Origin of the sequence: Adlercreutzia equolifaciens (assembly GCF_029076695.1) — a bacterium.
Classification (GTDB): domain Bacteria; phylum Actinomycetota; class Coriobacteriia; order Coriobacteriales; family Eggerthellaceae; genus Adlercreutzia; species Adlercreutzia equolifaciens_A.
In genome coordinates this window covers 337,744-350,956 of record NZ_JARFIK010000002.1, presented here as the reverse complement: position 1 = coordinate 350,956, position 13,213 = coordinate 337,744, and the positions used below count along the sequence as shown (strand labels likewise).

Genomic DNA, 13,213 nt, shown 5'->3' with positions numbered 1-13,213 from the left:
TACGTTTAAAAACTCAGCGAAAGCATCGCGCACGGCCCCCAAGAGCCCTAGAATCAGGACAAGAGACGCAATGAGGCCCGCGCAACGAATCCAGGCGCGACCCGCGCACTTATAGGAAAGGATGAACCATGAGCGTATCTTTCAGGCAAGTCGAGCGCGACGAAGAAGTTGAGGCGCTGGCCCATATGGCCTACGTTATCTGGAACGAGTACTGGCCCGCCATCATCGGCCAAGAGCAAACCGACTACATGGTGGAGAAGTTCCAGAGCTTGAACGCCTTCCGCACCGACATTGCCGACAACAACTACGAATACTGGTTCGTCATGAGCCGCGAGGACGAAACGCCCCGCGAGCTGGACCAGGCGGTCCACGGGGCCGACATCCACGACGAGGGGGACACCGTCGCCGGTCGCGTCAACGACGCCGTGGAGTCCGATCGCGACGCCGAGCTGGCGCGCGACGCCGAGGACTTCGCCCGCACGGCTCCCGAGGCCCGCATCGTGGGCTACACCGGCGGCTACGTGGACAAGGCCACCAACCGCTTCTTCATCTCCAAGATCTACCTGCTCAAGGAACACCGCGGCCAGGGATTCTCCTCGGCCACCATCCGCTTTTACGAGATGATCTGCCGCAAACGCGGCCTGGACGCTATGTACCTCACCGTCAACAAGAACAACGAGATGGCCATCCGCGCCTATAAGGCCAACGGCTTCGAAATCATCGAGTCCGTGGAAACCGACATTGGCGAGGGCTTCGTCATGGACGACTACGTGATGGAGCGCAAGGTGCGCTAGCGCCGCACGTTTCCCTTCGGCATCGGAAATCTGACAGTTTTCATCACCTTTCGCGCCCGCCCTGCTCCTCGGCGGGCGCTCCGTATAATGGGCAAGTTCTCTTAGCTTGTCCACGCCTTGGAAAGGATGTCATGGGTGTTTCCGAACCTACCATGAAGCAGCTTCTCGATGCCGCCTGCGACGATCCCGCCTTTTTGGCCGCCCTGCAGGATAGCGTGGCCGCCTCGGCTCCGCCCCAGGCCATCGACGATCTTCCCTCCATCACCGGCATCGCCGACGAGACCACGGCGCGGCTCATCACCTTCATGCGGCGCATCAACGGCTTTCCGCGCTTCAACGCCCAGTACGGCGCCGTCGGCGACGATTACTGGCTGCTCCCTCCCTCGCTGCTGGTGTCCATGCACGACATTGCCAGCCGTGCCTCGAGCCATTCGCACCTTTGGCACGCCGCCCAACGCCTCGCCCACCAAGGCCTGCCCGACCAGCGGCTCTTCGAGGACATCCGCGCCGCTGCCCTGCGCGACAAGCTGATTCTTCCCACGGAGGCCCTGCGCGCCATCATTGTCCACGGCGAGGCGCCCCGCACCAGTGGAGAGCGCCTGGTAGCCAACACGCTCTGCTTTATTCGCGAAACGGCCGAGGGAACCAACTCGCTGCGCCGCGGCGACTACGAGGGCGTGCTTCAGCGCATCACCGAAGGCACCGCCTTCGCCTGGACGCCCCAATCCCCGTCGCAACAGCCCCTTCCCCCGACTATTTTGGCCGGCCTGCAGCGCTGGGGCACGCATCCTTTGTTCGGGCTGCTCATGCATTCGGAAGTGATGTGGTACCACCGCCCTTTTCCCGCCTGCAATGGGCTTATGGAGGTGGCGTGCCGCCATGCGGCCTGCCATCGCATCGGTATGCCCGCCCTCTCGCTCGTGCCGCTCTCGAGCCTGCACAGCACGTACCACGTCCCCAACTACGCCGTTCCCGCGGGGGACTTCGGCGTCGACCGCACCGAGGAGCTGCTCGAGCTCATCGACCTCATCACGGAATCGCTCATTGAGGCGGAGCGCGCCCTTTTGGCCGCCGAGGAGGAAATGGCCCTGCGCAAGCAGCGTATCTCCCTTGATTACCGACTCAACCATCGCCAGGTGGCGCTGGCCCACCGCATGATCGACGACCCGACCCTCGTTATCGACGTCGGATCCTATCGCCAACAGTTCGATGTGGCCCTCACCACGGCCCGTGACGACCTCAAGCGCCTCGTGGAGCTGGACTATTGCCGCACCGCCTACCAGGGAAAGCGTCAGATTTTCTGGCCGAACGGCCTGACGGACAAACCCGTGCTCCGTTAAAAAAGCGGCCGACGAAGCCGTCGGCCGCTTGCAGAAGCTCGAAAAAACCGCGCCCTTAGCCAGCTAGCGCCGTGCGCACGGCGGCAGCAATGCCGGCGGCGTCGAGACCCAGGTCGGCAAAGAGCCGGTTGACAGGGCCTTGGGGCACGAACTGATCGGGAATGCCCAGGGTAAGCGTGGGCACCGTAGCGTTCTGGCGCGCCAGCACCTCGAGAACGCCCTCGCCGGCACCGCCGGCAATGACGCCCTCCTCGATGGTGACCACCAGCGGCGTGGCTGCGGCTGCCGCAATGGCCTCTTCGTCAAGCGGCTTTACCCAGCGCATGTCCACCACCCGGGCCTCGATGCCCTCAGCCGCCAGCACCTCGGCAGCCGCGCGGGCTTGCCCCACCATGCGGCCGAAGGCCAGCAGGGCCACATCGCCGCCCTCGCGCACGATGCGCGCCTTCCCCACTTCCAACCGCTGGGGCTCGTCGGGAAGTGCCGCACCTTCACCGGTGCCGCGCGGGTAGCGCAGCGAGACCGGACCCTCCAGGGCCAAGGCCGTGTGCAAGGCGTGCACCAGCTCGGCTTCGTCGGAAGGAGCCATGACGCGCATACCGGGCACCATGCGCATATACACCAGATCGAACACGCCGTGATGGGTGGGGCCGTCATCGCCCACCAAGCCGGCGCGATCCAAGGCGAACACCACATTGGCCGAAGGCAGAGCGCAGTCGACGATCATCTGGTCGATAGCGCGCTGCATAAAGGTGGAGTACAGGGCCACCACGGGCTTCTTGCCGCCAGAGGCCAGACCCGCGGCCATGCCCACGGCCTGCTCCTCGGCAATGCCCACGTCCACAAAGCGGTCGGGGAACTGGGCCGCGTAATGCTTCAACCCCGTGCCACCGGTCATAGCGGCGGTGATAGCCACCACATCGGCATCGTCGGCCGCCTCGGCCGCCAGGGCGCGGCCGAAGACCTCAGTGTAGGTGGGATACGCCGCCGGCGGCTTCGTCGATTGGCCCGTGGCAATGTCGTAGGGGCCAACGCCGTGGAAGCGCTCGGGATCGCGGCGGGCAGGCTCGTAGCCCTCGCCCTTGCGCGTGACCACGTGCACCAACGCCGGTCCGTCCATCTCCAGCACCAAAGACAGCATCTCGCGCAGCTCGGCAATATTGTGCCCATCCACCGGCGTGGTGCACACAATGCCCAGGGCCTCGTAGATCATGGTATGGGGAATCACCATCTGCTTAAGCGATTCCTTCATGTTCTTGCCCAGGCCCAGTAAGCCGCGAGCGGCGGGGCCACCCTGCTCCATGGCCGCCTGCAGCCCCTCGCGCGCCTCGCGATAGTGGCTGTTGGCGCGAATATTGCCTAGGTGCTTCATCAGGGCACCCACATTGCGCGAGATGGACATCTCGTTGTCGTTCAAGATGATGACCAGGGGCAGCTGCTCGTTGCCCATGTAGTTGAGGGCCTCGAAGGCCATACCGCCGGCCAGCGATGCGTCGCCGATGAGGGCCACCACTTTCTCGTTGGTGCCCTTCAGCTGACGCGCTTTGGCCAAGCCAGTGGCAATCGAAAGCGAGTCGGACGCATGGCCGGAGGGATGCACGTCGTAGATGCTCTCCGAGGGCTTGGTGAAGCCCGAAATGCCGCCGTAGGTGCGCAAGGTCTTGAAGGCCTCGCGGCGCCCGGTGAGCAGCTTGTGAGCGTAGGCCTGATGCCCCACGTCGAATACCACGCGATCGCGTGGCATGTCCAGGAGGCTCTCCAGGGCCACGATGATGTCCACGGCCCCCAGAGACGAGGCCACGTGTCCCCCGGTCACCGAGGTGGTGGCCACAATTTCCTGGCGAATTTCCTGGGCCAGGATGGCCAGCTCCTCGTTGGTGAGCACCTTGAGGTCGCTGGGGGCGTTGATGGCGTCGAGAATGCGGGGCTCGTCCATAATGGTTCCTTACACCGCCGGGGCTTCCGGCGCAGACGGGGCATCGAACGTGCCCGAGGAAGTCTCCGTCGCAAAGGTTGAGGGGTTCTCAGCCGTTTCTTCTGCGGCCAGAGGGCTTTCTGCTGGCGAAGCGGAGGGCGCCGCAGACTCTTCCTCGGCGGCCAAATGCGCCTCGATATCCTGCTCGGACAGATCGCAGGCCGAAAGACCCAGCTTCACGGCCTCCTCATAGAGCTTGAGCGCGTCGTCGAGGGAAATGTCCTCGGCGCTTACCTCGTCGACAATCTGGTTCAGGCGTTCCTGCACCTCGCCAAAGGCGCTCCCCCTCTGCTCGGCCATGGGGCTACACCCCCACCTGCACCACAGCGGCAGCGCCGGAGGCGCCGACGATGGCCCCGGCCGTCTCGGCCAAAGCCCCCGTCGCGGGAGGCTCTTCGCCCATCTGGCGGGCAATGCGGCCGAGCACGCCGTTCACAAAGCGCGGGGAGTCCTCCTCGCCGCCGAAGTCCTTCGCCAGCTCCACCGCCTCGTTGATAGAGACGGAGACGGGCACGTCATCCACATGAAACATCTCGTAGGTAGCCAGGCGCAGGATAGAGCGGTCCACAATGGGCATGCGCGACAGCGCCCAGTTCTCGGACGCCGCGGCAAGGCGGGCGTCAATGTCGCCCAGGCGCTCTTCCACGCCATGAACCAGGCCCAGGGCATAGTCGGTCAACGGGCCGTCCTCGATGAGGCACTGGCCGCTTTCCAGCAGCTGGCTGGCCGGCTTGCCTTGAATTTCGCTGGTATAGAGAACCTGCACCGCATGGGCGCGATCGCGAGTTCGCTCGTGTTTTCTGGCAGACATGAATGCTCCGTTGGGTTGCTAAGGGCAGGACTTGAAACGGCGCCGCCTCCCGGCGGCACGCGCAGGCCCGTTGCGACAGCTTCAGTGCCGTCGGGAAAACGGGCAGACCAGCATCAAAGCGCTGGTCAAGGGACGTTCGCCCGGCGAAAGCCGGGCGAACGAAACAGGCCTAGGACTTGAACTGGATGCCGTCGACGTAGACATCAACCGTGTCCACATCGATGCCGGCCTGGGTCTTCAAAGACTCGGCGATGGCCGTGCGCAGGGCCGCCGCCAAATCGGGCAGCACGTAGCCGTGGTAGACCTCGACGTGGATGGACACGTGCAGCTTGCCATCGTCGTCAAGGTTGGCCTCGATGCCCGAGGTAGAGGGCTTGCTGGCCAGCATGGAACGAATGCCGCTGGTGGCAAAAGAGCCCAGCGACGCCACGCCGTCGACCTCGCTGGCAGCCACCGAAATGATGGTTTCCAGGACGCCGGGGGCGATGGAAAGGCCTTCCACGCTCATTTCGTTTGTCATAATACGTCTCCCATCTGGGTTTCGATGAAGTCGGTAGTGGCTTCACCGTCCAAGAATACCTCATTCTCGAGCACACGCTGATGGAATGGAATAGTTGTTGCAATTCCTTCAATGACGAATTCATCGAGGGCACGCTTGGCGCGGGCCACGGCCTCGGCGCGATCCTGGCCGTGCACGATGACCTTGGCCACCAAGGAGTCGTAATAGGGAGAGATGCGCGAGCCGGGACGCAGGTAGGTTTCCACGCGCACGCCAGGGCCCGCGGGAGGCTCGAAGCGCGTCACGTTGCCCGGGCACGGACGGAACCCGTGGGCCGGATCCTCGGCGTTGATGCGCAGCTCGATGGCATGGCCGGCCGGTGTGAAGGGCGCGCGATGGGCGCAGCTCATAGCCTCGCCGGAGGCAATGCGCAGCTGCTCCTTGATGATGTCGGTGCCGGTGATCTCCTCGGTGACGGGATGCTCCACCTGCACGCGGGTGTTCATCTCCATGAAGTAGAACTGACCGCGCTCGTCAAGCAGAAACTCGATGGTGCCGGCGTTCTTGTAGTCCACGGCGCGCACGGCCTTCAGGGCCGCCTTCATCATGTCGCGGCGCAGGGGCTCGGACAGCGCCGGCGAGGGTGCCTCTTCCAGCAGCTTCTGGTGACGACGCTGAATGGAGCAGTCGCGCTCGCACAGGGCCACGGCGTTGCCGTGGTCGTCGGCCAGCACCTGCACCTCCACGTGGCGGGGACGCAGCACCAGCTTCTCCAGGTAGACGCCGTCGTTGCCGAAGGCCGCGCCGGCCTCGGTGCGGGCCGCCTTGTACTGGGCCTCCAGATCGGCCGGGTCGTGCACCTCGCGCATACCCTTGCCACCGCCGCCGGCCGTGGCCTTGATGAGCACGGGGTAGCCCACCTTCTCGGCGAAGGCCGCGGCCTCTTCCACCGTGTCCAGGCAGCCGTCGGAACCGGGCACCGTGGGCACGCCGCACATCTTCATGGTCTCACGGGCGCTGGATTTGTCGCCCATGCGATCGATGCAGTCGGGGGCCGGGCCGATGAACACCAGGTCGTTGTCGGCGCAAGCGCGAGCGAAGTCGGCGTTCTCGGCCAAGAAGCCGTAGCCCGGGTGAATAGCCTGGGCGCCGGTGTTCTTGGCGGCCGCGATGATGGACGGCATGACCAGGTAGCTTTTGTTGGACGGGGCCGGACCGATGCAGACGGCCTCATCGGCGTACTGCACCGGATAGGTGTCGGCATCCTCCGTGGAGTACACGGCCACCGTCTTCACGCCCAGCTCGCGGGCAGCGCGCATGATGCGCAGGGCCACTTCGCCGCGGTTGGCGACAAGAATCTTATCGAACATAATTAGTTCTCCGGGAGGGTCTGGACGGGCTCGTGGGGCTCGATGTAGAAGAGCACCGTGCCGAACTCGACCGGCGTGGCGTCGGACAGGCACACCTCGCGCACCGTGCCCATTTCCTCGGCGGTGATCTCGTTCATGAGCTTCATGGCCTCCACGATGCAGAGCGTCTCGTTGGCGGCCACCTCATCGCCCATCTTCACGAAGGGCGGCTCGCCGGGCGCCGGAGCCTCGTAGTAGGTGCCCACCATGGGAGCCGTCACCGGCACCCAGGTGGCCGGACGGCTGGCACCGTCGTCGGCGGCAGCGGGAGCCGCGGCCGGAGCGGGAGCAGCGGGCACGGCCTGGGCCTGCGGGGCAGCCGGAGCGGCCGCTACGGGAGCGCCCTGACCTGGCATGCGAACGGCAATGCGCATGCCCTCTTCCTCGACGACAATCTCACCGACGCCGCTTTCCTCGGCGACGCGAACCAGTTCGCGAATCTGATTGATATCCACGTAATCGTCCTCCTTGGTGGCGCTGGACTCCTGCTCCAGCATGAAATCGACCTTCTCGGATACACGGTGCTTGCTCAAATAGGTACGGGCCTCGTTGGGGAACAGGGCGTACATGAGCACGTCCTCTTCGCTTTGGGCCAGATCGCCAATTTCCTCGGCCATCTCGTCGTAGGTGGTGGTGACCAGCTTGCCCGGGGCAATGGACGGGTCGAGGATCTCGGCATCGCCGGCCACCTTCGCCACAATTTCCTTGTCCATGTTGCCCGGCGCCTTGCCGTAGTAGCCGCACACGTAGTCTTTCATTTCCTTGGAAATGACGCTCCAGCGCTTGCCGGTAAGCACGTTGAACACGGCCTGGGTGCCCACGATCTGGGACAGCGGGGTAACCAGCGGCGGGTAGCCCACCTCGGCGCGCACCTTCGGAATTTCCGCCATAACCTCGGGCAGACGGTCGGTGGCCTTCTGCACCTCCAGCTGGCTGACGAGGTTGCTCATCATGCCGCCAGGCACCTGGTGCGAGTACACCTTCATGTGCATGAGCGAGGACACGCCGCGCTTGTAGTGGCCGCGCTTGCGCATTTCCTCCCAGTACTCGGAAATCTCGAACAGCAAGTCAAGATCGAGGTCGGTGTCGTAGCGGCTTTCCTTCAAAGCGGCCACGATCATTTCCACCGCCGGATGCGAGTTACCGAAGGCCAAAGGCGCGTGAGCCGTGTCGGCAATGGCCACGCCGGCTTCAGCTGCCTTGATGATGTTGGCCGGGGCCATGCCGCCGACATAGTGGCAGTGAATGTGCACCGGCAGGCCGATTTCCTCGTTGAAGGCCTTCACCATGCGCTCGGCGCGGTAGGGCGTGAGCATGCCGGCCATGTCCTTGATGGCAATGGTGTCGGCGCCCAGGTCCTTCAGCTGCTGGCCGTACTCGAGGAAGGAGTCCAGTGTGTGCACCGGGGAGATGGTGTAGGAGATGGCGCCCTCGAACAGGCCGCCGCACTCCTTGATGGCCTCGGCGTTGTCCACGACGTTGCGGATGTCGTTCAGCGCGTCGAACACGCGGAACACTTCAATGCCGTTGCGGTGCGCCGCATGGATGAAGCGATGGACGATGTCCTTGGAGTAGTGCTTGTAGCCCACCAGGTTCTGGCCGCGCGAGAGCATGGCAAGGGGGGTGTTGGGCGTGTTCGCCTTGATGGCACGCAGGCGCTCCCAGGGATTCTCGTCCAAGAAGCGCAGGCAGGAGTCGAAGGTAGCTCCGCCCCATGCCTCGATAGCCCAGTAGCCGACGCGGTCCATCTTCGGCAGGATCGGCAGCATGTCGCCGATCTGCATGCGGGTGGCCCAGAGGCTCTGCTGGCCATCGCGGATCGTGGTATCCATGATCTGAAGCCGTGGCATGAACTCACACCTCCTCGTTCATAAGTTAGTCAAAGGTCAAGTTTGGAATTATAGGAGATGCCTACCATGGTCATGATGCTGAAGGATCAATTTGCCGACAAGAAACATCAAGGAAACGGCGGAGGGTAGCTGCGGGGCGTTTCCCGATCAGCCGACTACCTCGCTCTCGATAAGGTCGATGAGCTCCTGGTGGGAATGGATGCCCAGCTTCGCATAGATGTGCTTGACGTGCGCCTTGACCGTATTGCGCGAAACCACCAGCGCCTCCTCGATGTAGGCGCGATCGCGGCCGCGGGCCAGCATGGCGAACACCTCGGCCTCGCGCGGAGTCAGCCCGTGACGGGAGGCCACCGCCTCGCAACGATGCTGGAACACCTCTTCGGGGGCTTGGGCGGCCTGCTGCTCCCCCACCGGGACCACGCCCTCGATGACTGCCTTGAACGTGAACTTCCGCAGGCCCAGGATGACATAGCCCGCAAAGACCAGCAGCAGCGCCGCGGGAATGGCGAAGCGCAGCTGGGGGTCGGCCACCACCCAGCCGTTGGCCACCATACCGGCCGCCGCACCCACGAGCGATCCTACCGATGAGGCGCCATTGCCCCAGGCGATGACTGTGGCTGCGCCCAGCGGATTGCGTGCGGCAATGGCCACCAGCGCCAGCTGCGCCGTTATGGCAAACAGGCTGTTGCCGGCGTTCAGCAGGGTCACATCGCCCCACAGCACCGAGGGCTCCGTGCGGGTGGCCAGCAGAAAGCCGCCGATCACGGCCAGAGCCGAAAGCGACACCAGCACATCGGCCGAAAAGGGACGTCGCTTGACAAGGACGTAGGCCAGCACCAGCACCACGGGCAGCGCCGACGCCTCCGACAGGCGCGGAGCCCCTGCTACCTCATCGAAGCGCAGGGCGAAGCCGAAGGCCACCTGGAACAGGAACAAGCAGATGAACAGGGCCGAAAAAGGCGCCAAGAACGAGGTGGGGCGCGTCACGGCCAAATCGGCCGGGGGCACGTGGGTCGCCCCTTTCTGCAGAAAGCCCTCGGCGCGCTTTGCTGACAGGCTCAGGGCCACCAGGGGAAGGACAAGGTAAGCCGCCGTGCCCACGGCGGGCGCCAGCAAGGAGAACCAGGGCGCCCCCACCATCTGGAGAGAGCATGCCGCAGCGATAACCGCAGCGGCCGCCCAGCCGCTCAGCGTTGCCAGCACCAGGCCCACCGTCACCGTAACGCAGGCCCGACCGCAGGCCACCAGGCTCGCACCCACGGTAAGCAGCACGGGAGAAGCAAGTGCCAGGCCGGCCGCCAGCAGGATTCCGCCTCCCACCAAGCATCCCAGCATCAGAGCCAGAAAATGCCGGGGGCGAAGCCGCGAGGGCGATCGCCAAGCCAGGACCCCTATGACCAGAAAAGCCAAAGCACCGCAGGTAACGGAGATATCGCGAGCGAACATGAGCACCGCATCGAACTGGGGGAACACCGAGGCGTTCATAAGCGAGGTGGAGCACAGCAGCGCCCCATAGGCCACCAGCGCCCGCAGGACGAGCGCCCTCGAACTTTGCGCAGCTTGCATTTCCATGAGCGCACCCTCCCCTTCACTCCGTTGATCCATTGTACGTGAAAACCCCCGGCCTCGGCAAAGACCAGGGGTTTTCGTTGCGCCAGCGCGAGGAAGGGATCGCGCCGGGCGTGCAAGAGGCAGTCCTTAGGCCCGCTTGCCCAAGGCGGCTGAATCCGCTCGCCGCCCGCATTTCAGCCGGCGGCGCGGAGCGCGGCGTGTCCAGGCCGAACCTAGGCCTGGCCCGTGGCGGCCAGCATGCCGGCGCGACGACCAAAGGTCATGGTGCGACCGCAGGCAAGGCCAGTCATCAAATTCGGATAGCTTACGCTGAAGAAACCACCCGAGTCGTTGCCAGTCAGATAGATGCCCTGGATGGGATCGCCGTTCTCGTCGCAGGGATGCATGTTCGTGTCGATGGTGATGCCGTCGATCGTGGCCAGGAACCAGGCCCCGGTGCGCACGCCGTAGTACGGCGGCGTATCGATGGCCATCAGACGGTGCTTCTCCTTGAAGTAGTCGGTGTCCTCGCCGGCCTTCGCCATCTCGTTGTAGTGCTTCCACGAGGCCACCGTGGTCTCCACGGGCAGGTTCAGCTTCTCGGCCAGCTCCTCCATGGTGTCGGCCTTCTGCACGTAGCCGTCCTCGATGAGCTTGTCGATCATGCCGTCCACCACCTGCATGGGGATGTTGTTCTTCGCCCCGTTGGGGAACGGGAACAGGCGGCAGCAGCCTACCTCGTCCATGGCCTCGGCCTGGGCCGCGTGGTTCGCGTCCCAAATGTCCACATAGGTTTGCTGAGGCTGCATGATGGTGGAGTGCAACATGTAGTCATAGGGACCCGACTCGTTGCAGAAGCGCTCGCCCTTGAGGTTCAGCTTCAGGAAGGGCTGCTCGCCGAACCAGAACCAGCGTCCGAGCACGCCGTCGCCGGCGGTCTGGTCGGGTTTGACGCAGGCGCGGTTGAAGGTGACGGCGGCGCCCAGCGGATCCATGGTGGCGCCCATCCAGAGGCAGGCTTTGATGCCGTCGCCCGTCGGATTGCCGCCCGATCCCGGAGCCGCAATGCGGATCTTCTGGTTCCAGGCCTGGCGGTCCTCCATCATCTCCAGGTTGTTGCCGTAGCCGCCGGTGGAGAGGATGACGCCCTTGCTGGCATTGATGCGAATATAGTGGCGGTCGTTCTTTACGTCGCGGGCGATAACGCCGGTCACGCGGCCGTTCTCGTCCTGCTCGCACTTGATGAACTCGGTGAACCAGCGCACCTCGGCACCCTGCTCCGCCGCATAGGCCAGGATGGACTCGGCGAAGCCCCATTCCTCATCCTCGGCCACGGCATCGGTCAACTGAGGGCTGTGACCCGTGGCATAGGCCTTGTCGCGGCCGGGGTCGGAGGTGTCGCCCACGCCGCCCTCGAACTCCATGACCAGCTTTCCATCGCGCTCGATGATATCGGTGAGCCAGTCCACCATAGCGCCGGACTCGTTGGCCCACAGCTTCACCACGTCGTAGTTCACAAAGCCGTTGGCGTAGCGCACAATGTCCTCGATGGCTTCCTTCTTGTCAATTTTGAACTCGGGGAACTCGTCGAACGAGGCCTTCTGAAGACGCGAGTCGATGGCGCCGATGTCCTCGCGGACGTTCTTCGGCGTGCCCTGGCGGTCAATGCCGAGCACCTTCGCGCCGTTCTCGGCAGCCGAGATCATCGCGGGAATACCGCCGGTGCCGATACCCACCACCAGCACTTCGGTGTCCAGGGTCTCGGTAATGTCGGACTCCAGGATCTCGGGCGGAGCGCCCAGCCACGAGGGGCCGCCGAAGTCGCCGGTACTGGGGTTGTTGGGCGTAGCGGCCGCGTAGCCGTGGCCGCAGCCGGACAGCGAGCCCGCTGCCAGGGCACCCAGGGCGGCCACACCGGCGCCTTTGAAGAAGTTGCGGCGAGAGACGTTATTCTGCATTGGGGGCCTCCCATCCTTCGGGCATGGTCAAGTCGTGGCACTCGTTGCACATGAGCACCTGGTTCTCGTGGATCTTGTGGCAATCGCCGCACTCCAGGGCCAAATCCTGATGGCTGGCATGGGGGTTGTACTTCTCATCGTTGCCCTCGAAACCCCAGAGCCCCGCCGTAATCTCGTCGAAGCTCGTGCCCAGGGCATGATGGCACTCGGAGCGGGCGCAGAACTCCTCGGCGGCGAACTGCTTGCCCGTGGCCAGCATGGTGCCGTCATCGGTCATGGGATAGTTGTCGGACACCCAGGCCATCACCTCGGAGATCTGAGTGGTCAGCTCGGCCGTGTGGCAGTTCAGGCAGCTCTCGTCCGCCTCAGCGTGGGCCGTTACGCCCAGCTGCGGGTTGTCGGATTCGTAGGTTTCCACGTAGTAGTCCATGGGGCTGTGGCAGATAGCGTTGCAGAAGCTGGGCTGCTCATGCCAGACCCAGAAGCCCGCACCCGCCACAATAATGATGGCCACCACCACGCCGGCGACGATCCATCCTTTGCGGCGCGGCTTCTTGGGGGCCGGCACGCCAGGGGCACCAGCCGCCGTCCCCTTTTCCTCGTCGATGCTCATTTCTCAATCCTCCCTTCCTTGTTCGTTGAGAAAGAACACCGCGATTGTGCGCCCGAACGTTGCCAAAAGCTATTACCCCGCTGGGGTAAACTTTGCGTTTACCCAGGTAGACTGGGGGTTATAAGCCACATGACCTATTAGCCCAACGGCCGACCACCCTAGCGTCCGGGCGGTCGAGCACCCTGGCGCTCCAACCCCCAACGCTCAGCCGCCCCAACGCCGAGCAACCCCTGGCGCCCAACCGCGCCAACGCCGAGCACCCTGGTGCCTGGACGCCCAAGCCAGGGCGCGCGGCTTCCCACAACACCGCGTCCGAAAGTGCCCAGCGGCCACGGCGGCGCACCTTTGTCAATGACCCGTTTGCTCCTTTATTTATGAATTCGCAGACTGCTTTTGCGCGGCACCGATGGCAG

General features: G+C 64.3%; 11 protein-coding genes. 2 read left to right on the top strand and 9 right to left on the bottom strand.

Features of this window, described 5'->3' with window-relative positions:
• Positions 1–128 precede the first annotated feature (128 nt).
• Both PZH32_RS07330 and PZH32_RS07325 read left to right on the top strand, forming a co-directional pair.
• Positions 129–794, top strand: coding sequence for a GNAT family N-acetyltransferase (locus PZH32_RS07330; RefSeq protein WP_275207265.1), 666 nt, complete (start codon positions 129–131; stop codon positions 792–794).
• A 131-nt stretch (positions 795–925) separates the two neighbouring features.
• Positions 926–2,134: a hypothetical protein gene (locus tag PZH32_RS07325; protein WP_275207264.1), complete on the top strand. Its 1,209-nt coding sequence runs from the start codon at positions 926–928 to the stop codon at positions 2,132–2,134.
• Positions 2,135–2,189: 55 nt separating this feature from the next.
• On the opposite strand, the gene dxs is transcribed toward PZH32_RS07325, so the two are convergent.
• The 9 genes from dxs to PZH32_RS07280 all read right to left on the bottom strand — a co-directional run bounded on the left by dxs (position 2,190) and on the right by PZH32_RS07280 (position 12,800).
• Positions 2,190–4,070, bottom strand: coding sequence for a 1-deoxy-D-xylulose-5-phosphate synthase (dxs, locus tag PZH32_RS07320; protein ID WP_275207263.1), 1,881 nt, complete (start codon positions 4,068–4,070; stop codon positions 2,190–2,192).
• 9 nt (positions 4,071–4,079) lie between these two features.
• Complete coding sequence (locus PZH32_RS07315; protein WP_275207262.1) at positions 4,080–4,409, bottom strand: exodeoxyribonuclease VII small subunit; 330 nt, start codon at positions 4,407–4,409, stop codon at positions 4,080–4,082.
• A gap of 4 nt (positions 4,410–4,413) precedes the next feature.
• Complete coding sequence (gene nusB, locus PZH32_RS07310) at positions 4,414–4,920, bottom strand: transcription antitermination factor NusB (protein ID WP_275207261.1); 507 nt, start codon at positions 4,918–4,920, stop codon at positions 4,414–4,416.
• A gap of 169 nt (positions 4,921–5,089) precedes the next feature.
• Positions 5,090–5,440, bottom strand: a complete 351-nt coding sequence (locus tag PZH32_RS07305; protein ID WP_275207260.1) for an Asp23/Gls24 family envelope stress response protein — start codon at positions 5,438–5,440, stop codon at positions 5,090–5,092.
• The gene (accC, locus tag PZH32_RS07300) at positions 5,437–6,789 is read right to left on the bottom strand and encodes an acetyl-CoA carboxylase biotin carboxylase subunit (RefSeq protein ID WP_275207258.1); all 1,353 of its coding nucleotides are present in this window, start codon (positions 6,787–6,789) and stop codon (positions 5,437–5,439) included. The genes PZH32_RS07305 and accC overlap by 4 nt, the downstream gene beginning before the upstream one ends.
• Before the next feature lie 2 nt (positions 6,790–6,791).
• Positions 6,792–8,678, bottom strand: coding sequence for an acetyl-CoA carboxylase biotin carboxyl carrier protein (accB, locus tag PZH32_RS07295; RefSeq protein WP_275207256.1), 1,887 nt, complete (start codon positions 8,676–8,678; stop codon positions 6,792–6,794).
• Positions 8,679–8,825: 147 nt separating this feature from the next.
• The gene (locus tag PZH32_RS07290) at positions 8,826–10,250 is read right to left on the bottom strand and encodes a helix-turn-helix transcriptional regulator (protein ID WP_275207255.1); all 1,425 of its coding nucleotides are present in this window, start codon (positions 10,248–10,250) and stop codon (positions 8,826–8,828) included.
• Between the two features lie 212 nt (positions 10,251–10,462).
• The gene (locus PZH32_RS07285; RefSeq protein WP_275207254.1) at positions 10,463–12,187 is read right to left on the bottom strand and encodes an FAD-dependent oxidoreductase; all 1,725 of its coding nucleotides are present in this window, start codon (positions 12,185–12,187) and stop codon (positions 10,463–10,465) included.
• Entirely contained in the window at positions 12,177–12,800 is a 624-nt protein-coding gene (locus tag PZH32_RS07280; protein WP_275207252.1) for a cytochrome c3 family protein, read from the bottom strand. Before PZH32_RS07280 ends, PZH32_RS07285 begins: the two co-directional genes overlap by 11 nt.
• Between the last annotated feature and the right edge of the window lie 413 nt (positions 12,801–13,213).